Origin of the sequence: Novosphingobium album (ex Liu et al. 2023) (assembly GCF_029076845.1) — a bacterium.
Taxonomy (GTDB): Bacteria; Pseudomonadota; Alphaproteobacteria; order Sphingomonadales; family Sphingomonadaceae; genus Novosphingobium.
Genome location: NZ_JARESE010000019.1, coordinates 40,211 through 61,087, shown reverse-complemented (window position 1 = coordinate 61,087; position 20,877 = coordinate 40,211). Strand labels below are relative to the sequence as shown.

The 20,877-nt window shown below is 67.0% G+C and carries 19 protein-coding genes; 16 read left to right on the top strand and 3 right to left on the bottom strand.

Features of this window, described 5'->3' with window-relative positions; all coding sequences use genetic code 11:
• Positions 1 to 33 precede the first annotated feature (33 nt).
• Positions 34 to 1,044, bottom strand: a complete 1,011-nt coding sequence (locus PYV00_RS07330; protein ID WP_275227623.1) for an ABC transporter substrate-binding protein — start codon at positions 1,042 to 1,044, stop codon at positions 34 to 36.
• A 183-nt stretch (positions 1,045 to 1,227) separates the two neighbouring features.
• Between PYV00_RS07330 and PYV00_RS07325 the strand changes: the two genes are divergently transcribed.
• From PYV00_RS07325 to PYV00_RS07285, 9 genes are all read left to right on the top strand, one after another.
• On the top strand, positions 1,228 to 1,458 hold the full coding sequence (locus PYV00_RS07325) for a recombinase-like helix-turn-helix domain-containing protein (RefSeq protein WP_275227622.1): 231 nt from the start codon (positions 1,228 to 1,230) through the stop codon (positions 1,456 to 1,458).
• A gap of 29 nt (positions 1,459 to 1,487) precedes the next feature.
• Positions 1,488 to 2,528, top strand: coding sequence for a Rieske 2Fe-2S domain-containing protein (locus PYV00_RS07320; RefSeq protein ID WP_275227621.1), 1,041 nt, complete (start codon positions 1,488 to 1,490; stop codon positions 2,526 to 2,528).
• A gap of 19 nt (positions 2,529 to 2,547) precedes the next feature.
• Positions 2,548 to 3,423, top strand: a complete 876-nt coding sequence (locus PYV00_RS07315) for an NAD(P)-dependent oxidoreductase (RefSeq protein WP_275227620.1) — start codon at positions 2,548 to 2,550, stop codon at positions 3,421 to 3,423.
• 31 nt (positions 3,424 to 3,454) lie between these two features.
• Positions 3,455 to 4,342, top strand: coding sequence for a polysaccharide deacetylase family protein (locus tag PYV00_RS07310; RefSeq protein ID WP_275227619.1), 888 nt, complete (start codon positions 3,455 to 3,457; stop codon positions 4,340 to 4,342).
• 5 nt (positions 4,343 to 4,347) lie between these two features.
• Positions 4,348 to 5,286: a polysaccharide deacetylase gene (locus tag PYV00_RS07305; RefSeq protein WP_275227618.1), complete on the top strand. Its 939-nt coding sequence runs from the start codon at positions 4,348 to 4,350 to the stop codon at positions 5,284 to 5,286.
• Positions 5,287 to 5,425: 139 nt separating this feature from the next.
• The gene (locus tag PYV00_RS07300) at positions 5,426 to 6,286 is read left to right on the top strand and encodes a TauD/TfdA dioxygenase family protein (RefSeq protein WP_275227617.1); all 861 of its coding nucleotides are present in this window, start codon (positions 5,426 to 5,428) and stop codon (positions 6,284 to 6,286) included.
• A gap of 52 nt (positions 6,287 to 6,338) precedes the next feature.
• The gene (locus PYV00_RS07295) at positions 6,339 to 7,136 is read left to right on the top strand and encodes an ABC transporter ATP-binding protein (RefSeq protein WP_275227616.1); all 798 of its coding nucleotides are present in this window, start codon (positions 6,339 to 6,341) and stop codon (positions 7,134 to 7,136) included.
• 43 nt (positions 7,137 to 7,179) lie between these two features.
• Positions 7,180 to 7,989: an ABC transporter permease gene (locus tag PYV00_RS07290; RefSeq protein WP_275227615.1), complete on the top strand. Its 810-nt coding sequence runs from the start codon at positions 7,180 to 7,182 to the stop codon at positions 7,987 to 7,989.
• Positions 7,990 to 8,057: 68 nt separating this feature from the next.
• Positions 8,058 to 8,429 carry a nuclear transport factor 2 family protein gene (locus PYV00_RS07285; protein WP_275227614.1) on the top strand — a complete coding sequence of 124 codons (372 nt, stop codon included), beginning with the start codon at positions 8,058 to 8,060 and terminating at the stop codon, positions 8,427 to 8,429.
• A 21-nt stretch (positions 8,430 to 8,450) separates the two neighbouring features.
• Here the strand turns inward: PYV00_RS07285 and PYV00_RS07280 are convergent, their stop codons facing one another.
• Entirely contained in the window at positions 8,451 to 9,926 is a 1,476-nt protein-coding gene (locus PYV00_RS07280; protein ID WP_275227613.1) for an OprO/OprP family phosphate-selective porin, read from the bottom strand.
• Between the two features lie 198 nt (positions 9,927 to 10,124).
• On the opposite strand from PYV00_RS07280, the gene PYV00_RS07275 reads away from it, so the two are divergent.
• Entirely contained in the window at positions 10,125 to 11,729 is a 1,605-nt protein-coding gene (locus PYV00_RS07275) for an inorganic phosphate transporter (RefSeq protein ID WP_275227612.1), read from the top strand.
• Between the two features lie 62 nt (positions 11,730 to 11,791).
• Here the strand turns inward: PYV00_RS07275 and ppk2 are convergent, their stop codons facing one another.
• Positions 11,792 to 12,715, bottom strand: coding sequence for a polyphosphate kinase 2 (gene ppk2 / locus PYV00_RS07270; RefSeq protein ID WP_275227611.1), 924 nt, complete (start codon positions 12,713 to 12,715; stop codon positions 11,792 to 11,794).
• A gap of 182 nt (positions 12,716 to 12,897) precedes the next feature.
• On the opposite strand from ppk2, the gene PYV00_RS07265 reads away from it, so the two are divergent.
• The 6 genes from PYV00_RS07265 to PYV00_RS07240 all read left to right on the top strand — a co-directional run bounded on the left by PYV00_RS07265 (position 12,898) and on the right by PYV00_RS07240 (position 20,877).
• Positions 12,898 to 14,403 (top strand): hypothetical protein, encoded by a 1,506-nt coding sequence (locus PYV00_RS07265; RefSeq protein WP_275227610.1) that lies wholly within the window; start codon positions 12,898 to 12,900, stop codon positions 14,401 to 14,403.
• A 101-nt stretch (positions 14,404 to 14,504) separates the two neighbouring features.
• Complete coding sequence (locus PYV00_RS07260; protein WP_275227609.1) at positions 14,505 to 15,548, top strand: glycosyltransferase family 2 protein; 1,044 nt, start codon at positions 14,505 to 14,507, stop codon at positions 15,546 to 15,548.
• On the top strand, positions 15,545 to 16,243 hold the full coding sequence (locus PYV00_RS07255; protein ID WP_275227608.1) for a class I SAM-dependent methyltransferase: 699 nt from the start codon (positions 15,545 to 15,547) through the stop codon (positions 16,241 to 16,243). Before PYV00_RS07260 ends, PYV00_RS07255 begins: the two co-directional genes overlap by 4 nt.
• The gene (locus PYV00_RS07250; protein WP_275227607.1) at positions 16,231 to 16,632 is read left to right on the top strand and encodes a GtrA family protein; all 402 of its coding nucleotides are present in this window, start codon (positions 16,231 to 16,233) and stop codon (positions 16,630 to 16,632) included. The genes PYV00_RS07255 and PYV00_RS07250 overlap by 13 nt, the downstream gene beginning before the upstream one ends.
• Positions 16,629 to 18,185: a hypothetical protein gene (locus tag PYV00_RS07245; RefSeq protein ID WP_275227606.1), complete on the top strand. Its 1,557-nt coding sequence runs from the start codon at positions 16,629 to 16,631 to the stop codon at positions 18,183 to 18,185. Before PYV00_RS07250 ends, PYV00_RS07245 begins: the two co-directional genes overlap by 4 nt.
• A 331-nt stretch (positions 18,186 to 18,516) precedes the next feature.
• A complete protein-coding gene (locus tag PYV00_RS07240) occupies positions 18,517 to 20,877 on the top strand; it encodes a TonB-dependent receptor plug domain-containing protein (protein ID WP_275227605.1) in 2,361 nt (786 codons plus the stop codon).

The following is a 20,877-nucleotide window of genomic DNA, read 5'->3' as shown; positions in this document are numbered from 1 at the left end:
GGCGATGCGCGCAACGGGCGATGGCGGATGCGATCAGCCGCGGATGAATTCGTTAGTGAACAGGTCGGCCAGCTTCAGCCGCTTCACGTCGGGCGTCGTCTGGCCGATGATGTCGATCACGTTCTGCCAGTCCGCCTCGGGCATCCAGCCCAGCGGCTTGCCGGCGGTGGAAGGGCTGGTGATGCGCTTGTCCAGCGTATCGTCCAGCATCGCGCGCTGTTCTTCCCTGGGGGTGCTGAAGGTGATGCTCTTGCGCAAGGTGTCGATGGCGGCATCGCGCTGGCCCTTCGCGGCGTCGACCGCTTCGGTGACGGCGGCGGCGAACCGCGCCATCAGATCGCCGTTCGCCACGGTCGAGGGCTTGGCGACGATGCATTTGGACAGGATGTTGAAATCATGCTCGGCATAAGGGAACGCGCCCACGCCGGGGTCCGATCGACTGACCTTGACGAAGCTGTTGTTCATCGCGGTATAGGTCGCGTCGAACTCGCCGTTGCGGAACGCGGCCCATTGCGAGGACGGGCTGATGTTGACCAGCTTGATCGTCTTCGGATCGACGCCCAGCTTCTTCATGAACAGCGCCCAGAGCACATATGTGGCCGCGCCCGGCGAATCTCCATAAGTGTGCCCGGCAAGGTCGGTCGGCACCGCAATTCCCGCTGACTTCTTGTAGCACACGCCGAACGGCGTCGTCGGCATGAAGCAGTAGATCGCCTTCAGGTCGGTGCCTTGCAGCACCGCCTGCGGCATGACCGTGGCATCGACCATGCTGAACGTGGTGTGCCCGGCCGCCACCGCCAGCGCCGCGTTGCGGCTGCCCGTGCCCGGCAGCAGCGTCAGGTCGATCTTGTGCCTGGCGAAAATGCCCTTTTCCAGCCCATAGAAGAACGCGGCGTGCAGCCCTTCGAACACCCAGTCGAACATCAGCGTAACCTGATCGGCGCCATTGCCCGCCGGCTTCGAACCACAGGCGCCCAGCATCGGCAGCGCCGCCGCGCAAGCGGAAAGCATGATCGTCTGTCGTCTGGTCAGGCTGAACGTCACGGGGGGCTCCCTTCTATCGTTTGCGAAAGCCGGAGCGTATATTTATATCGGTGGCGATGCAAACTGAATGTTCGCGCTTGACGGATACATCGGTACCGTTATTGTTTGTCGCAGCGAACCCACCCTGCCAGACGGCAACCACATGCAACCGCGCCGCCGCGCGCGACGCTGGAGGACACTTCCTTGAACGACGCCATCGCATTCAGTTTCGACCCGCACGACTACAACGCCGATCCGGTCGAGATCGCCTATCGCAATGCCCTGGGCGACGGGCTGGAGCGGGTACTGGGCCAGGGCGCGGATACGCTGGCCGATCTGGCGCGCGGCCTGAACGCCATCGACGTGACCGACCGGGGCGGCAAGACCTGGACCGAAGACAGCCTGCAAGACGAATTGCGGCGCCTCGCCTGGTGATCGGCGCGGGCGATACAGGAGCAAGAACAATGGATAAGATAAGCGGCGGCAAACCGTCTTCCGTCGACGATCTGCTGGAAACCGGCCTGCTGGACAGCTGGTACCTGGTCTGCCGGGACGTGGACCTGGGAGTGAAGCCGCTGGGGCTGACGCGCCTGGGCCGCCAGATCGTGCTGTGGCGCGACAAGGCCGGCCGGCCCCAGGCGATCGAGGATTTCTGCCCGCATCGCGGCGCGCGGCTTTCGCTCGGCCATGTCTGCGAAGGCGAGATCGCCTGCGAATACCATGGCGTGCAGCTTGACGGCGAAGGCGTCGTCACCGCCACGCCGCCGCAGCCGGGCAGCCGCATGGTCGGCCGCAAGCTGATCCAGTCCTATCCGGCCGAGGAACGCCACGGCGCGATCTGGCTCTATTTCAGCAGCCGCCCGCTGGAAGGGGCGCCCCCGCCGCTGCGCTTTCCCGACGAGTTCGGCACGGGCGAATGGCAGGGCTTCCTCGATATCCGCAGCTTCGGCTGCAACTGGCAACTGCTGCGCGACAACCAGTTCGATCCGGCCCACGGCTCGTTCCTGCACCTGGGCACCCACGCCTTGCGCGAGGGCAAGAAGGACGCCGACATGGCGTTCGAGGAGACCGAGCGCGGCTTCGTCGTCTGGCGGCAGAACCAGCAAGGCGTCAATCTCGATCGTACCTGGCTGGAACACTATGAAAACAGCGGCTTCTGGGCGATCACCGACATTCCCTATCCAGCCAAGGAAGCCGGCGGGCTGGGGCGGCTGTTCCGCTTCCCCACACCGATCGACCGCGACAACACCCTGGTGTGGAACTATCGCATGATCCGCCACACCGGCTGGAAGCGCGATGCCTGGCGCTTCCTCTACCGCAACCGCGCTTCCGATCGTGGCGCCGAAGTGCTGGCGCAGGATGCGGTCGCGCTTTCGGCCATCCCGCACGGCGCGCTGGAGCGCGAGAACCTGCTCCAGTGCGATGTCGGCGTCAGCCGCATCCGCCGGCTCTACCGCCAGGCCGCGCAAGCGCAGTTCGACGCGCTGCAGGCCGAGGCCGGCTAGGCGAGGGGCGGCAAGCGCGATGTCCGGTCAGGCCCAAACCAGCGCGCTCGCGCGGATCGGCGTGGTCGGCCTTGGCCGCATCGGCCTGCCCGTGGCGCGCAATCTGGCCGCGGCCGGGTTCGACGTCTTCGTCATCGACACGCGGCCCGAGGTGACGCGCGCGTTCGGCGAACGCGCGCTGGCCTCGGTGCGCGAACTCGTCGCCGTGACCGACGCGGTGATCATCGCCGTGCCGGGCCCCGATGAGGACGAGAATGTCCTGCTCGGCCCGGCCGGGCTGATCGCCGAAGCCCCGGCCGGCCTGCTGGTGATCGATTTCACCACCCTGCCCGTTTCCGCCAGCAGGATTTTCGCCACCGAGGCGCGCACGAAAGGCATCGCCTACCTCGAGGCGCCGGTCAGCGGATCGCAGCAGGGCGCGATCGACGGGCAACTGACGATCATGGTCGCGGGCGAGGCCGATGCCTTCGCCCGCGCGCGGCCACTGTTCGACGTGCTGGGCGGCCATGTCGCGCATGTCGGCCCGCCGGGCACGGCCATGCTGCTCAAGCTGATCAACCAGATCATCTACATCTCCTATATGATGGCCTTTTCCGAAGGCGTCGCGATGGGCGAGCGGGCGGGGCTGGACCTGGACCTGATGCTGGAGGTGCTGGCCACGTCCGCCGCCGGAGATCCCCGGATCGCGGCCAAGTTCCCGCAGATGCGCGGCGACACCGGGCAATGCTTCAGCGCCGCCAATGCGCGCAAATACTTCGATTTCGCGCTGGCCGACGTGCCGCCGGGGCCCATCGCCGAGGCCGTGCACCGCCGCCTGGGGCAAGCGCTGGCGGCGGGCGCCGGCGCGATCGACGTCACCGCGCTCGACCGGCCGGATGCGCGGGCCGGCACCTAGGCCGCGCCTCTCACGGGAAAAGGGAACGATCGTGGACAGATATGAGGCCAGCGCAAACCGGGGCGAGCCGATCCAGTGGCCCGGCGGCGCGCGGATCGCGGTCTGGCTGGTGCCCAACATCGAATTCTACGAGCTGGATCCGCCGGCCAATCCAGCGCGCGCGGCCTGGCATCGCCCGGCGCCCGACGTGCTGGCCTATTCGCGGCGCGATTTCGGCAACCGCGTGGGCCTGTGGCGGCTGATGGACAGCCTCGATCGCCATCAGGTGCGGGCCAGCGTCTCGCTCAATGCGGCGGTCTGCGATCATTTTCCCGAGATCGTGCGCGAATGCGTCAACCGGCGCTGGGAACTGCTCAGCCACGGCATCTACAACACCCGCCTGCTGTTCGGCATGGACGAGGCGCAAGTCCGCGAAGTGATCCGCGACAGCGTGGAGACGATCCGGCGCTGTTCGGGCCAGCAGGTGGCGGGCTTCCTCGGCCCGGCGATCAGCTTTACCGAGACGATGCTCGACCTGCTGCCCGAATGCGGCATCTCCTATAGCATAGACCTGGTGCCCGATGACCGGCCGGTCATGCTCAAGCTGCGGTCGGGCCAGCTTGTCTGCGTGCCGTATTCCAGCGAGATCAACGATATCCGCATCCTGGGCTTTCGCAGCTACAGCGCCGCGCAATGGGCCGCGATGGTGACGGCCGCGTTCGACCAGCTTTACGAGGAAGGCGAGCGCGACGGCACGGTGCTGTGCATTCCGCTGCATCCCTTCATCATCGGCCAGGCGCACTGCATCGACGCGCTCGACACCGTGCTCGATCATATCGGCGCGCGCGAAGCGGTGTGGTTCGCCACCGGGCGGGAGATCGCCGCGCATTATGCCGCCCATGTCGGCGCGGCCGGCCAGTTCCCCCTGCTCGCGGATTGAACGCCATGCCTCTCGATCCCTCGTACCTGACTTACGCCAAGCGCGGCCCGGGCCTGGACCATGACTGGTTCGCCCACCGCACCGCGCGCGCCTGGCCGCGCCTGGCCTGGCCCGGCGGCAAGCCGGTCGCGCTGTGGCTGGTGGTGCCGGTGGAGCATTTCCCGCTCCATCCCGCCAGCGGCCCGGTGCGGCCGACCGGCGCACTGGAGCCGCCCGCGCCCAACCTGTGGGCCTATGCCAATCGCGACTATGGCAACCGCATCGGCATTCACCGCATCCTGCGCGTGCTGGACCGGCTGGGGCTGAAGGCCAGCGCCGCGATCGACCCCCTCGCCGCCGCACGCTATCCCGCGCTGATCCCGGCGGTCGAGGCGCGGGGCTGGGAGATCATGGCCCACGGCTGGCGTGCCGACGCGCCGCTGCACGGCGGCATGGACGCCGGGGAGGAAGCGGCGCGGATCACCGAGGCGCTGGCCAGCCTGCGCGCGGCGGCGACCACGCCCGTCACCGGCTGGCTTTCGACCGCCTGCTCCGAATCGTTCCACACGCTGGGCCTGCTGGCGGCGCGCGGCGTGACCTATGTCGCGGACTGGCAGAACGACGAGATGCCTTACGCGCTGACTGGCCCCGCCAGTTCGATGATGATGTTGCCGACCAGCCACGAATTGTCCGACCGGCACCTGCTGGTGGAACAGGACCGCATGGTGGACGATTACGCCGCCGCCGTCCTGGCCGCCTTCGCGCGGATCGGCCGGGAAGCGCGCGAACAGGGCGGCGGGCGCGTGTTGCCGCTGGCGATCACCCCATGGATCCTGGGCTATCCGCACCGCATCGCCGCGCTGGCCCGGCTGCTGGAGACGATCACCGCCAGCGGCCTGGTGTGGAACGCGACCGGCGCCGAGATCATCGCCGCCTGCCGCGCGCAGATCCGCAGCGATCCCTGACCGATTTTCCTCGCGCGCGGGCCGGCGCGTGGCGATTGTGCCGATGTACTATCCATTGACGAAATACATCGGTAGCGATATATATTTCTGATCCGGGATGCCGGCGCAGTCCCGATCCGTAGCGTGGAGACGTTTTTCGATGGAATACAGGGAAATCTCCGTAACCCGCGTGACCCCGCACATCGGCGCGGAAATCGGCGATATCGACCTTACCCGCCCGCTGGACGACAGCCAGCTTGCCGAGCTGAAGGCCGCCTTCGCGGAAAACCTGGTGCTGTTCTTCCGCGACCAGCCGGTCAGCGTCGAGAACCTGCGCGAGCTGGGGATGCATTTCGGCACGCTGCACCGCCACGTCGGCCCTTCGACCGAGAGCCGCCAGCACGCCGATTATCCCGACGTGCGCGCGCTGCATTTCGATGCCAATTCGGCCAAGGTCGCGGGCGAGCGCTGGCATACCGACCAGTCCTGCGCGCAGACGCCGCCCTTGGGCAGCATCCTGTACCTGCACACCGTGCCGCCCGACGGCGGCGGCGCCACGCTGTTCGCCAGCATGTATGCCGCCTATGACGCGCTGTCGGACAACATGAAGGCCTATCTCGCGCCGCTGACCGCCACGCATGACGGCAGCCGCGCTTTCGGCAAGGACGCGCCGGTCAATGTCCATCCGGTGATCGCGCGCCACCCGGTGACAGGCCGCAAGCTGCTTTACGTCAATCGCGGCCAGACCTCGCACCTCAACGGCATTCCGCCCGAGGAAAGCGCGGCGGTGCTGGAATTCCTCTACGATCACTGCGCCAAGCCCGATTTCCAGGTGCGCTTCCAGTGGCGCGCGCATTCGATCTGCTTCTGGGACAACCGCTGCACCCATCACCGGGCGATCTGGGATTACTATCCGCATACCCGCTCGGGCTATCGCGTGCAGATCCAGGGCGAGCGGCCGCCGGTGCCCGCCTATGGCCCCGAACAGGCAACGGTGCTTCATGCCGATGTTGCGGATTGATGGTCGGTGCGATGGGCAATTTGACGGCCAGCCCGCATCGGTGCACGATCGCATGACCGCCATGCCAGCCCAAGCCACCGCTCGCCCCTCGGTGATCATCGACGATGTCAGCCAGGTCTATCCCACGCGCAATGGCGATTACCTGGCGCTGGACCGCGTATCGCTGACCATTGCCCAGGGTGAGTTCGTCTCGCTGCTCGGCCCTTCGGGCTGCGGCAAGAGCACGCTGCTCAAGGCCGTGTCGGGCCTCACGCGCCACACCTCGGGCCGGATCGAGATCGGCGGGCACCCGGTGGTCAAGCCGCAGACCGATATCGGCATCGTCTTTCAGGAACCGTTCCTGCTGGAATGGCGCAGCGTGCTGCGCAACGTCATGCTCCAGGCCGAATTCCGCAAGCTGGACAAGGCGGTCTACACCGAAAAGGCCAGGGATCTGCTCGAACGGGTGGGCCTGGGCGGCTTTCTCGACAGCCTGCCGCACGAATTGTCGGGCGGGATGCGGCAGCGCGCGGCGATCTGCCGGGCCATGCTGCACGATCCCTCGCTGCTGCTGATGGACGAGCCGTTCGGCGCACTCGACGCGATGACGCGCGACAACCTCAACCTGCTGCTCCAGGATATCTGGCTGCGATCGCCCAAGACGGTGCTGTTCGTCACCCATGGCGTAACCGAGGCGATCCTGCTGTCCGACCGGGTGGTGGTGATGTCGCCGCGTCCCGGCCGGATCGCCGAGGTCATCACCATAGACTTGCCCCGGCCGCGCACCCTGAAGCTGCGCGCCACGCCGGAATTCGGCCGCTATGCCCATCAGATCCACGAAGTCTTCCGCTCGCTGGGGGTCGATTCGTGACGGCGGCCCGCCACCCTTTCCCTTCTTCCCAAGGACGCATCCCGTGGACCTGAGCGCCAAGATCCGCAACTATATCCGGTTCCACAACTGGATCCTGACCGTCATCGTCGTCGTCCTGATGATCGCGGCCTGGCACCTGGCGATCGTCGCCTTCGACGTGCAGCCCTTCGTCCTGCCCAAGCCGGCCGACGTGCTGGCATCGGTGATCTATGGCGCGGGCGATTTCCTGCCGGCGGCGCTTTCCACCACCAAGTCGATCCTGGGCGGCTTCCTGCTGGCGGTCGGGCTCGGCGTCGGGCTGGCGCTGGTGCTGCTGTCGTCGCGGACGCTGGAACGCGCGTTCTTCCCGCTGCTGGTGGGCGCGCAGCTGGTGCCCAAGGTGGCGCTGGCGCCGCTGCTGACGGTGTGGCTGGGCATCGGCCGGCCGACCGAGATCATGGTCGCCTTCCTGCTTTCGTTCTTCCCGATCGTGGTCAACACGATGATCGGCATCAAGGGCGTGGAACTGGGCAAGCTGGATGTCGCCCGCTCGATGGGGGCCGGGCCGATGGGCATCTTCATCAAGGTGACGCTGCCCAGCGCCTTGCCGAGCATTTTCGCCGGCATGAAAGTGGCCTCGACCCTCGCGGTGGTCGGCGCCATCGTCGGGGAGTTCATCGGCGCGCGCGACGGGCTGGGCAACGTGCTGCTGACCGCGAACAGCAATTTCGATACCGCCACGATGTTCGCCGCGATCCTCTATCTCACGGTGATCGGCATGGTGCTGTTCTTCGCGCTGGAACTGATCGAGCACTTCTCGATCCCCTGGCATCATTCCAAGCGCGGCCTGAACCTGACCCCCGGCGGCGCCTGAACCGCGCCGCCCGCAAGGGTCCGAAAGGCACGCTTGCCCCCGCGCCGCCGCCAGGGCATCACCGCCTGATGGACCCTATCGCCGAAATCGCCGCGCGCGAGGCGGACTTGCGCCAGGCCATGCTGGCCGGCGACGTCGCCGCGCTGGACCGGCTGCTGGCCGATGACCTGATCTTCACCAATCAGGACGGCCAGCGCCTGACGAAAGCCGATGATCTCTCGGCCCACCGCTCGGGCCTGCTGCGGATCGTGCGGCTCGATCCGGTGGGCGCGCCGGTCATGCGCCTGCTGGGCGATGCCGCGATCGCCTGCGTCACGGTCGATCTGGCGGGCACATACGCCGGCCAGCCGTTCGGCGGCGTGTTCGCCTATACCCGCGTCTGGCACCGCGCGGGTGAGGCGTGGCGGGTCGCCGCCGGCCATTGCTCGCCCGTGGCGTAGCGCAGGCCGGAATTCCGACCCTCAGAAATCGAGCTGCGAGCGCAGGCCCACCACGTCCGCGTCGAACCGGGGCTGGGCGTTCGGGATATCGTAGAGCAAGTGCATGTAATTCGCCATGAAGCGCACGTTGTCCACCGGCGTCCAGACGATGGCCGAGCCGAAGCCGTCCTGCGTGCCGCCGCCGATGCCGGCGTCGGTCAGGTCCAGGCGATCATAACGCAAGTTCACCTCGATCGCGCCGATGCCGCCCGCGCTCAGCGGATGGGTGGGCACGGTGCGATCGAACGTGCCGTTGCGGTAGCCGCGACTGTCGGGCGTCAGGAACAGGCCCGCTTCGAAATAGCCGCCGAAAAACGTCGGGCTGCGATCGGCGGGACGGCCGACCCGCAGCCAGGCCGCTTCACCGGCCAGATGCAGGCGCTTGCGGTTGAGCGCGAATTCAAGGCCGTACTGGGTCTCGTCCTCCACCGTCAGGATGCCGGTATCGACATAGCGGATATCGGTGGTGGCGATATAGGGCCGCGCGCGATAGCGGCTGCCCAGCGTCGCCTGGAAATCGCCCAGCCTGCGGTAATGCGCCGATCCGCCCAGATGCAGCTGCGCGGCGCCGAGCCGGGGCATCCACACCACGCGGCCATCATAGCTGACGCTCTTGTCGCCATCGTTGGTCAGGCTGCTGAGATCGTCGGTGAAGACGCCGGCATTGGCCATGAAGCTCTTGCCCCTGTAGCCCATCGACACGCCGACCCGCCGCTCAAGGTTGAACGCGGTGATGAACGAGGCGCGCTCGTTGAACGTCAGGAACAGGTCGGACTGCATCTGCTCCAGCGAAGTGAAGGCATTCTGCTGGCCGATGGTGACGTTGAACGGCCCCTTGTCATAGGCCAGGAGCAGATCGACCCACGAGACCGCGTTGGTGCCCAGATCGACTTCCGCGCGATAGCTGAAGCCGCCCGGAATCGTGCCTTGCGCACCCAGATAAGCGCGGCGCACCCGCGTGGTGACGCCGCGCCCGTCCGCCTGCCCGCTGAAGCGCGAAGCGGGCGCGGCCAGATAGCCGCCATCGATCTGCAGCCGTCCGCGCGGCTTGAAGCTCCAGCCATTGTCGCTCCTGAACTCCGGCGCGCCTTTCCAGGCGGTGGCCGCCAGCACGCCTGGCGCGGGCTTGCCGGCATCGGCGGGCTTGGCGGGCGGCGCGGCGCGGGCCACCTGGGCTTCGCTGGCGGGGGCGGCGGGAACCGGGGCTGCCGGCTGGCCCGCGGCCGCCATTTCGCCGCGCAGGCTGCGCATTTCCGCTTTCAGCGCTTCCACTTCGGCGCGCAGGCGCACGACTTCGTCCTGCAGTGCGGTGCCGGCGGGCGCCGGGTCGGGCGAGGCGGCCGTGGCGGGAGAGGCCGGCGCTGGCGGGGAAACCGCCTGGGCCACGGCCGGGGCGGCGCAGATCGTCGCGGCCGCCACACACGCCGGCACGCCCAGGGCAAAGCGCTTGCCAACCATACCGATGATCCCCGTTTCGTATCGGTCTATCACTGCAACACCCGGTCAGGTGGCATCGCCAGATGACGCTCTCATGTCGATCCGCCCGCGTCCTCCCCGCTTGCCCCCGGAACGTCGCGGTCGCCTGCGATTGCATGTCACACGCGTGTCACCACCACCTCCTAGCCGCTGGAAAACCAATCACACAAGGCAGAAACAATGGACGCAACGCTCGCAATAACCGAGCCGTTTGCCCGCCCCGATCTGGACAAGGGCTTGGGCAAGGCCGGACAACTGGGCTTCGGCGCGATCATGCTCGCGGCCATCGCCTATGTCGCCTACAGTGTCTATGTCGATGCGACCGCCACGGGCGCTCCGGCACTGGCGATCCTGCCGTTCATCCTGCTGTTCGTCGCATTGCTCATCGCGCTCGGGTTCGAGTTCGTGAACGGCTTCCACGATACCGCCAACGCGGTGGCGACGGTGATCTACACCAATGCCATGCCCGCCCATGTCGCGGTGGTCTGGTCGGGCTTCTTCAATTTCCTGGGCGTGCTCCTGTCCACCGGCGTCGTCGCCTTCGGCATCGTCTCGCTGCTGCCGGTGGAACTGATCCTGCAAGTCGGCTCCAGCGCTGGCTTCGCGATGGTCTTCGCGCTGCTGCTGGCCGCGATCATCTGGAACCTGGCGACCTGGTGGCTGGGCATCCCCTCGTCCAGTTCGCACACGCTGATCGGCTCGATCATCGGCGTGGGCGTCGCCAACGCGATCCTGCACGGCAAGAGCGGAACCGCCGGGGTCGACTGGAGCAAGGCGACCGAGATCGGCCAGGCGCTGCTGTTCTCGCCGCTGATCGGCTTCGGCGTGGCCGCGCTGCTGTTCCTGGCGATGAAAGTGCTGATCCGCCACGAAGCGCTTTACCAGGAACCGCATGACCGCCTGCCGCCGCCGTGGTGGATTCGCGGCCTGCTGATCTTCACCTGCACCGGCGTCAGCTTCGCGCACGGATCGAACGACGGGCAGAAGGGCATGGGCCTGATCATGCTGATCCTGATCGGCACGGTGCCCACCGCCTATGCGCTGAACCGCGCGGTCCCGGCCAACTATGCCGCCGAGTTCCACGCCAATGCCGATGCCGCGCGCACCGCGCTGCATGTCGCGCCCGGCACCGTCATGCCCGCGCCGCAGGCCCGCGCGGCGATCACCCGCTACATCGCCGACAAGACCTATACCCCTGTCACCACGCCGGCGATGGCCGTGCTGATCGGCGATATCGATCGCCAGGTCAGCGAATACGGCTCGCTGGCCAAAGTGCCCGCCGCCGCCGTCGAGAACGTGCGCAACGACATGTACCTGGCCTCCGAAGGCATCAAGCGGCTGAGCAAGGAAGAGGCCGCCGGGCTGACTGACGGGCAGAAGGAAGCGCTGGGCGCCTACAAGGACGGGCTGGACGCGGGCACGCGCTTCATTCCCACCTGGGTCAAGGTCGCGGTCGCCATCGCGCTGGGGCTGGGCACGATGGTCGGCTGGAAGCGGATCGTCGTCACCGTGGGCGAGAAGATCGGCAAGTCGCACCTGACGTACGCGCAAGGCGCCGCGGCGGAGCTGGTCGCCATGGGCACGATCTTCGCGGCCGATGGCCTGGGCCTGCCGGTTTCGACCACCCACGTGCTCTCGTCCGGCGTCGCCGGCACGATGGCGGCGAACCGTTCGGGCCTGCAGATGAGCACGATCCGCAACCTGGCCGTCGCCTGGGTGCTGACCCTGCCAGTGTCGATCTTCCTGGCGGGCGGGCTCTACATGATCTTCTCGTCGGTGCTGTAGGAGCGCCGGTGTGGGGATGCGCCTATCGGCGCATGTGGCACCGGCCCGCGCCCCCACCCGGGTCAGTAGATCGCGGGAACGTACATTTCCGGCGGGACGGGATGGCGGATGTAATCGTCATGCCGCACGCGCGCGGGCAGGATCACCGGCTCGCGCGTCACCTCGCCATAGGGGATCTGTGAAAGCAGGTGCGCGATGCAGTTGAGCCGCGCGCGCTTCTTGTCCACCGCTTCCACCACCCACCACGGCGCTTCGGGGATGTGGGTATGTTCCAGCATGGCTTCCTTGGCCACGGTGTAATCTTCCCAGCGCCGCCGCGATTCCACGTCCATGGGCGATAGCTTCCACTGCTTGAGCGGATCGTGGATGCGCATACTGAAGCGGAACTGCTGCTCCTCGTCGGTGATCGAGAACCAGTATTTCAGCAGGATGATGCCCGAACGCACCAGCATCCGCTCGAACTCGGGGACCGAACGGAAGAACTCCTCCACCTCCTCGTCGGTGCAGAAGCCCATCACCCGCTCCACCCCGGCGCGATTGTACCAGCTCCGGTCGAACAGCACGATCTCCCCGGCGGCGGGCAGGTGCGCGACATAGCGCTGGAAATACCACTGCGTGCGCTCGCGCTCGTTGGGCGCGGGCAGCGCGACGACGCGGCAGACGCGCGGATTGAGCCGCTGCGTCACGCGCTTGATGACGCCGCCCTTGCCCGCCGAATCGCGGCCTTCGAAGATCACCAGCACTTTCAGCTTCTGGGTCTGCACCCAGTCCTGCAGGCGCACCAGTTCGTGCTGCAGGCGGAACAGCTCGCGGAAATAGAGCCGGCGGTCGATCTGCTCCTGCTCAGGGTGGTCGGCCAGGTCCTGGAACATCGTTTCCAGGCGGCTCTCGTCGATCTCCATCTCCAGCTCCTCGTCGAAGCTATCGGCGATTTCCTGCTTGATGCGCTCCATTTCGAACGCGGGATGGTTGGCGGAGGAGGTCATGGCAGGCCCGTTCCTTTCGGTTTGCGATGCCCGGTCTGTCACTTTGCTGTGACACTCGGGTTACGACGGTTCCATCGCGATTCGGTCAAAATACTGTAAGCCGGGCGTGCTCTAGGCTTGGGTTGGCAATAGGCTCGGGGTTGGCGACGGGATTCCCCATCGCATTGGAGACAGTGAAGGACATGGCCAGCGTTTCCCGCATCATCGCGGCGGTCCTTCTCACATACGCGGGGCTGAGCCTTGGCGCCTGCGGCGGCGGAGACGGCGCCGGCCCGACGCCGACACCCACGCCGGGGCCCAGCCCGACGCCGTCACCCGGCGCGCCCGCCGCCGATTGCCCGCAACCCTTCGCCAACGGCGGCGTCATCGCCGGCAAGCGCAACTGCGTGCTACCCAATCGCATTTTGCAGAACCTGACGCTGCCCCGCCGCGACGGCACGATCTATTCGCTGTCGGGCCGCGTCGAAGTGGGGCGCGATGTCGGCAGCGACGCACGCGAACCGGGCGGCGTGCCGGTCACGCTGACGGTCGATCCCGGCGTGGTCGTGTTCGGCTCGGGCGGGCTCGATTATCTCGTGGTCAATCGCGGGTCGAAGCTGCGCGCGGCGGGCACGGCCACCGCGCCGATCATCTTCACCAGCCGCGCCAATGTCGAAGGGCTGGCGACCGACAGCAGCCAGGGGCAGTGGGGCGGCATCATCGTGCTGGGCCGGGCGCCGATCTCCGATTGCCTGGGCGGCGCGCCCGGCGGCTCGGACACATGCGAGCAGGCCTATGAGGGGTTGAGCGACATCCGCTATGGCGGCGGCGTGGCGAACGATGACAGCGGCACGCTGCAATACCTGCAGATCCGCTATGCCGGCTTCGAACTGGCGCCCGATCAGGAGATCAACGGCCTGACGCTGGCCGGCGTCGGCTCCGCGACGGTGATCGACCATATCCAGGTGCACAACAGCGCCGATGACGCCATCGAATGGTTCGGCGGCCGGGCCAATGCGAAGTACCTGGTCCTCACCGGCGCCGACGACGACAGCCTCGATACCGATCAGGGCTATCAGGGGTTCATCCAGTTCGTCATCGCGGTGCAGCGCGCGGGCGGCGCATCGGGCGACACGATCGTCGAGGCCGATTCGCCGGGCAACGAGGATTCGCTGCCGCGCCAGTGGACGCGCCTGGCGAACTTCACCTTCATCGAACGCTCCACCGGCGCGGCCAGCGCCATGCTGATCCGGGGCGGCGCGGACTATACCATGGCCAATGGCGTGGTCGTCTCCCCCGGCACGTGCGTGAACATCGCCTCGACGCGCGGCACCACCTTCCGGGCGGCCGACGCGGCGCTGGCGGATCAGGGGCCGCCGGTGTTCCGATCGGTGGCGCTCAGTTGCGGCGAGGGCAATTTCCCGCGCACCAGCGAGATCACCGCCGCGATCTGGTCCGGCATCTTCGACTTTCCGGCATCGAACAACCACGCCAATTTCACCCCCACGCTGACTGGCCTGTTCGTCAACGGCGCGAACGAGAATGCCGTGCCCGCCTTCGACGCCTCGACGCTGGGCGGCTTCATGGCGCGTACCGATCACATCGGCGCGGTGAAGGATGGCGCCGACACCTGGTATCGCGGCTGGACCTGCGATTCCGCCACCGCGGGCTTTGGCAGCGGCGCGTCCTGCCTCAGCCTTCCGCAATAGCGCGCCGCTCCCCGCCGGGGCGAGGCCCGGCTACACGCTTCGTTAACCATGGCGAGCGGATAAGCCTTGACTATATCAGGGAATTGGCAAGGTAATCGGCCATGATGATGGCGCCATTCGTGACGGATGCTGAAACGATGCCGCCGGCCCTGTCCGTGGTTGTCCCGTGCTATAACGAGGAAGCCGTGCTCGATACGCTCGAAGCGCGGCTGGCGGCGGTCTGCGCCGCGCAATTCGGCGACAGCTACGAGATCCTGCTGGTCAACGACGGGTCGCGCGATCGCACCTGGAACGTGATCTGCGCGCTGGCGGAACGCAATCCGCGCGTCGTCGGCCTCGATCTTTCGCGCAACCACGGCCACCAGCTCGCGGTCACGGCCGGGCTGCATCTCAGCCGGGGCGATCTCGTCCTGATCATCGACGCCGATCTGCAGGACCCGCCCGAGCTGCTGTCGCGCATGGTCGCGCGGATCGCGGAAGGCTATGACGTGGTCTATGGCAAGCGCACCCACCGCCATGGCGAAAGCGCGTTCAAGCGCGGCACCGCATCGCTGTTCTACAAGCTGCTCAATCGGCTGGCGGATCACGAGATCCCGCTCGACACCGGCGATTTCCGGCTGATGACGCGCCGCGTGGTCGATCAGCTCAACGCCATGCCCGAACACTTCCGCTTCATTCGCGGCATGGTCAGCTGGATCGGCTTCAACCAGACCGCGATCGAATACGAACGCGATCCGCGCCTGGCGGGCGAAACGCACTATCCGCTGTATCGCATGATCCGCCTCGCGCTCGATGCGATCACCAGCTTCTCCACGCTGCCGCTGCGCATCGCCTCGCACCTGGGCGTGTTCATGGGCGTGGTCGGCTTCGGCCTGCTGGTCTGGGCGCTGGCCTCGTGGCTGGCCGACGGGACGATGGCGGGCTGGACCAGCATGATCGCGGTGATGCTGATCATGGGCAGCCTGCAGCTTATCATCCTGGGCGTCTTCGGCGACTATCTGGGCCGGCTCTATATCGAGAACAAGCGGCGGCCGCTGTTCATCCTGCGCGAAGTGCGCGGCCAGTCGCGCGTGCCAACGCCGCCCGATGCGCGCGCCACCGACGCGAAGCCCAGGGCCGCCGCGCCGCTCGACCTGGTCAAATGACCGCCGAGTTCGACAGTATCGCCACCAGCTACGAGGACCAGCACCGCGCCTCGATCCGGCTGAGCGGCGAGGAGACCGGCTTCTTCGCGCGATATAAGGCGCGCGATGCCCGGCGGCTGGCCGATGCGCACGGGATCGCGCCTGCCAGCGTGCTCGATTTCGGCTCCGGCATCGGCAATGCGATCGGCCCGTTGCGGGCCTGCTTTCCCCAGGCGCGGCTGACCTGCCTTGACGTGTCCGAAGTCTCGCTGGCGCTGGCGCACCGCCGCCATGGCGATGCCGCCGCCTATCGCCATTACGACGGCACCGCCCTGCCCGGTGATCTCGGGCGCTTCGACCTGATCTTCACCGCCTGCGTCTTCCACCACATCCCGCCCGAGGCGCATGTCGCGCTGCTGGCGCAACTGCGCGAACGGCTGACCGATCGCGGCCTGATCGTGCTGTTCGAGCACAATCCGCTCAACCCGCTGACGCGGCACGCGGTCAACACCTGCCCGTTCGACGCGAATGCCGTGCTGATCCGCGCGGGCACGATGCGCGCGCGCTTTCGCGACGCGGGCTTTGCCGCGCCGCGCGTGGAATACCGCCTGTTCTTTCCGGGCTTTCTCGCGCGCCTGCGGCCGCTGGAACCCTGGCTCGCGGCCGTGCCGCTTGGCGCGCAATATCTGGTGACCGCAAGCCGATGCGCCAGCTGATCCGCTTCGGCGCGGTCGGCCTGGTGAACACGCTGGTCGGCCTGGCCGTGATCATGGGGCTGATCGCGCTCGGCGCCGGCGACTATGCCGCCAATCTCTACGGCTATCTGGTCGGGCTCGCGCTCTCCTTCGTACTCAACCGCTCGTGGACCTTCGGCGTGCGCGGCGCGGTGCACTGGGCGGAAGTCGCGCGGTTCCTGGGGGCGGTGGCGATCGCCTATGGCCTCAGCCTGGCCGTGCTCACGCTGATGCGCGGCTGGGGCTTTCGCGAAAGCCTGGTCGGCCAGGGCGCGGCGATGATCACCTATTCGGGCTGCCTGCTGGTGCTTTCGCGCGGTTTCGTGTTTCCTCGCGCGCGGGCCGAGGCGGGGAGAGGCAAGGGGGCATGAAGCTGGCGAACGCGGTGCAGGAACGCGCGGCGATGCGCGGCGCGCTGGCGGTTTCGCCGCGCTGGGCCCTGCTGCTGGTCCTGCTCGCGCTCGTGCCGCTGCTCTATCCCTCGGTCCCGCCGCTGACCGACCTGCCCGCGCACATGGCGCGCTTCATGGTCCAGCTCGATCAGGGCCGCTCGGCCGATATCGCGCGCTGGTATCATTTCCGCTGGAACCTGATCCCCAACTTGGGCACCGATCTGCTGGCCGAAGCCTTCGTGCCGCTGTTCGGCATCGAAGGCGCGATGAAGGCGCTGGCGATGCTGATCGTCGGCTTGCAGAGCGCCGGCTACCTGCTGCTCGCGCGCGCGGCGCATGGCCGCATTCCGGTGACCGCGCTGTTCGCGCTGCCGCTGGCCTATGGCAATCCGTTCCAGTACGGCTTCCTCAACTTCACGCTGGGGATCGCGCTGGCGACGCTGGCGCTGGCGCTGTGGATCAGCCCGCGCATGGCCGCGCGTCCGCTGGCGCGCTGGGCGCTGTTCTGCGTGATCGGCAGCGCGATCTGGCTGTGCCACCTCGCCGCCTGGGCCACGCTGTGCATCCTGGTGGGCGCTTGCGAACTGGCCAGCCGCCACGAAAGGAGCGGCAGGCTGGTGCCTTCGCTGATCGCCGGGGTGATCGCCAGTTCCTGCCTGCTGGTGCCCCAGGCGCTTTCGCTGCTCTGGCCCGACACGCCCGCGCACTTGCCGACCGAGGGATTCTTCGACTGGCCCTACAAGCTGCTGTACCTGGCGAACGTGCTGGCCGACCGCTGGGCCGCGTTCGATGTGCTGTGCGCCCTGGCGCTCTTCGGACTGGCGGCGGCAATGTGGCGCCTGCCCGCCTTCGCGCTGCATCGAGGGCTGACGCTGGGCGCGCTGGTGCTGCTGGCGATTTACCTGCTGATGCCGGCCTGGGTCTATGGATCGTTCTACGCCGACATGCGGATGGTGCCGATCACGCTGGCCATCGCCATCCTGGCAGCGCGCCCGACCGAGCGGCTGGGCGCGCGCGGCCAGCGTATCCTGGCCGTGGCGGCGATCGCCTTCATGCTGGTGCGCCTGGCGGGGACGACCGCCAGCATGGCCATGTGGGACCGGCGGCTGGCCGAAGAGCTGAAAGTGCTGGACCACTTGCCGCGCGGATCGCAGCTCGTCAGCTTCAGCGCCCTGCCTTGCCGGACTTACGTGCTGCAAGGGCGCGAGCGCAACATGCACATCGCCAGTTATGCCCTCACTCGCCGGCACGCCTTCGCCAGCGACCAGTTCGCCATGTCGGGCGGGCAATTGCTGAGCATCGCCAATCCCGTGGTCGGCCCGTTCGACCGCGACCCTTCGACGATCGAGATCGGCGAGCCGTGCCAGGGCTCCACCATCCCGCTGATCGACAGCATCCGGCGCGTGCCGCGCGGTGTTCCTTACCTGTGGATCATCTGGCACGTTGCGCCACGCCCGGTGCCCGGCTGGCAGCCTTTCGCCCGGTCCGGCGACTCGTTCCTCTATCGCCGTTCGGCGCGCCAGGGGCATTGATGCGGCATCAGCGATCGTAGTATCATCGCATATTCAGGAAGAAATTCAGAAAATCCCTGCCAGAATGGCGCGATTAACTGTAAATTTCCCGCCTGACCTCCCCAAAATCAGAGAAGTATTCTTTCCTACAAAGAAATATTCCGATCTGAAACTGATAGATTCGGATTGTTTAAGTTTTGTGGCAAAAACAATATTTTTCGTTTGAAATCAAACTGTCACCCCGCCTCCCTAGCCGCCGCCTCCTGCTTCACGCGTGAATGCCGGTCACTTCGCCGTGGCCCCCGCCACGCTTTTCGGTTCGCACGTTTTCGGTTCGCACAGGGAGGACACAATGAATTATCGCAGCGCCGGGTTGCTCACCCTTTCATGCCTGATGGCCATCCCATCGCTGGCCCGTGCCGAGGAGGCGGCTCCCGCCTCGACCACTGGCGCCGATATGGATGCGATCATCGTCACCGGCACGCGCGAGCGTTCGCGCACCGCCGACCAGACGCTGGCACCCGTCGACGTGCTGTCGCAGCAACTCGTGCAGTCGAGCGTGTCCAATGACATGAACGACACGCTGGCCCAGCTCCTGCCTTCGTTCAACGTGCAGCGCCTGCCCGCCGCCGATGGCCAGGCCTTCGTCCGCCCGGCCACGCTGCGCGGCCTGCCCGGCGACTATGTCCTCGTGCTGGTGAACGGCAAGCGCTACCACGGCTCGGCCGCCTCGCAGGCCACCGACCTGTCCAGCATCCCGTCCACCGCCGTCAAGCGCATCGAAGTGCTGCGCGATGGCGCTTCGGCGCAATATGGTTCCGATGCGATCGCGGGCGTGATCAACATCATCCTGGAAGACCGGCCCGGCATGGAAGCTTTCGGCCAGTTCTCGCAATATTACGAAGGCGATGGCGATGAATACCGCGTCGGCGTGCGCGGCGGCGCCGCGCTGGGCGCGAACGGCAGCATCGTCCTGACCGGCGAATACAGCGATGGCGCAGTCACATCGCGCACGCGCCAGCGGCCGGATGCGATCACCTATCAGGCGGCCCATCCCGAACTCGTCGTGCCCGATCCGGTGCAGCGCTGGGGCCAGCCGGAGGAACAGCGCATTCGCGGCGCGATCGACGCGCATTACACGCTGGCCGACGCGGCGACGCTCTATGTCTTCGGCACGGTCCAGAGCGGCGAGGGGCTGACCGATTTCAACTGGCGCAACCCCGATGCCACCGCCAGCGTCTACAAGGGCACGAAGGCGTTCCCCGGCTTTTCGTTCCTGCCGCTCTATCCCACCGGCTTCACGCCGCGTTTCGGCACCGAATATTCCGACCAGCAGCTTGCCGGCGGGCTGCGCGGCGATCTGGGCGAGAGCCTGAGCTATGATCTGAGCGCCGATTACGGCCACAACAGCACCAGATACACGATGTCGGAAAGCCTCAACGCCTCGCTCGGCCCGGCCAGCCCGACCAGCTTCTATCTGGGCCGTCTGGCGCAGGAGGAATTCATCCTCAACGCCGATTTCGTCTATCGCCTGCCGGTGGGCGGGGCGGAGCCGATCAACCTTGCCTTCGGGGCCGAGCGCCGTTCCGAAACCTACAAGGTGGCGCAGGGCGAGCGGGCATCGTGGGAAATCGGCCCCGGCGCGGCCGAGGGCCTGGCCACGGGCGCCAACGGCTTCCCCGGCTTCGAGCCGGCCCGTTCCGGCCAGTGGAACCAGACGAGCTATGCCGGTTATGTCGACCTGGAATGGAAGCCGGTCTCGCTGGTCACGCTGGGCGCCGCCGGCCGTTATGAGGATTACGATTCGTTCGGCGGCACGTTCAACTACAAGTTCTCGGGCCGGATCGAGCCGACTTCGCGGCTGGCCTTGCGCGCGACTTATTCCACCGGCTTCCGCGCGCCCGACCCGGCGCAGCTCTATTCGACCAACACCGCGCAGAGCCTGAACACCACCAAGGGCACGATCGACACGCGCGGGCGCCTGCGAGTGGACGATCCGGTGGCCATCGCGCTGGGCGCCAAGCCGCTCAAGCCCGAAAAGTCGCGCAACTTCACCGCGGGCCTCGTCTACAACAGCCAGACCGGGCTGGTGCTGAGCGCGGACGTCTACCAGATCGAGGTGCGCGACCGGCTGACCACATCGCCGCAGTTCACCGTGCCCACTGGGTTCGAGAACCCGAAGGGCTATACCGCCGTCAACTACTACATGAACGCCTACAAGACGCGCACGCGCGGCGTGGATCTGGTGCTGTCATACCGCCATCCGGTGGGCCCGGGCACGATGAACCTCAACCTGTCGTACAACTACAACCAGACCAGGATGCTGGACGACGGCGGCACCAACCTGAACGAAACCTCGCGCGTGACGTTCGAGCAGAAGCTGCCGCGGCACAACGCCACCGGCACGCTGGGCTATGACGTGGGGCCGGTCTCGCTGCTGGCGCGGGCGCGCTATTACGGCGCGTGGACCGATATCAGCGGCAACGGCACCGAGGATCTGTTCCAGGATTTCGGCGCGATGGTGCTGGTCGATCTTTCCGCGACCTACAAGCTGAACGAGCATATCTCGCTGCGCGCGGGCGCGGAGAACCTGTTCAACAGCTATCCCGACGAGGCGACCAACCAGGCGGTGCGCGGCCTGATCTATTCGCGCAACGCCCCTTACGATACCGATGGCGGACAGTATTACGTCCGCTTCGGCGTCACGTTCTGA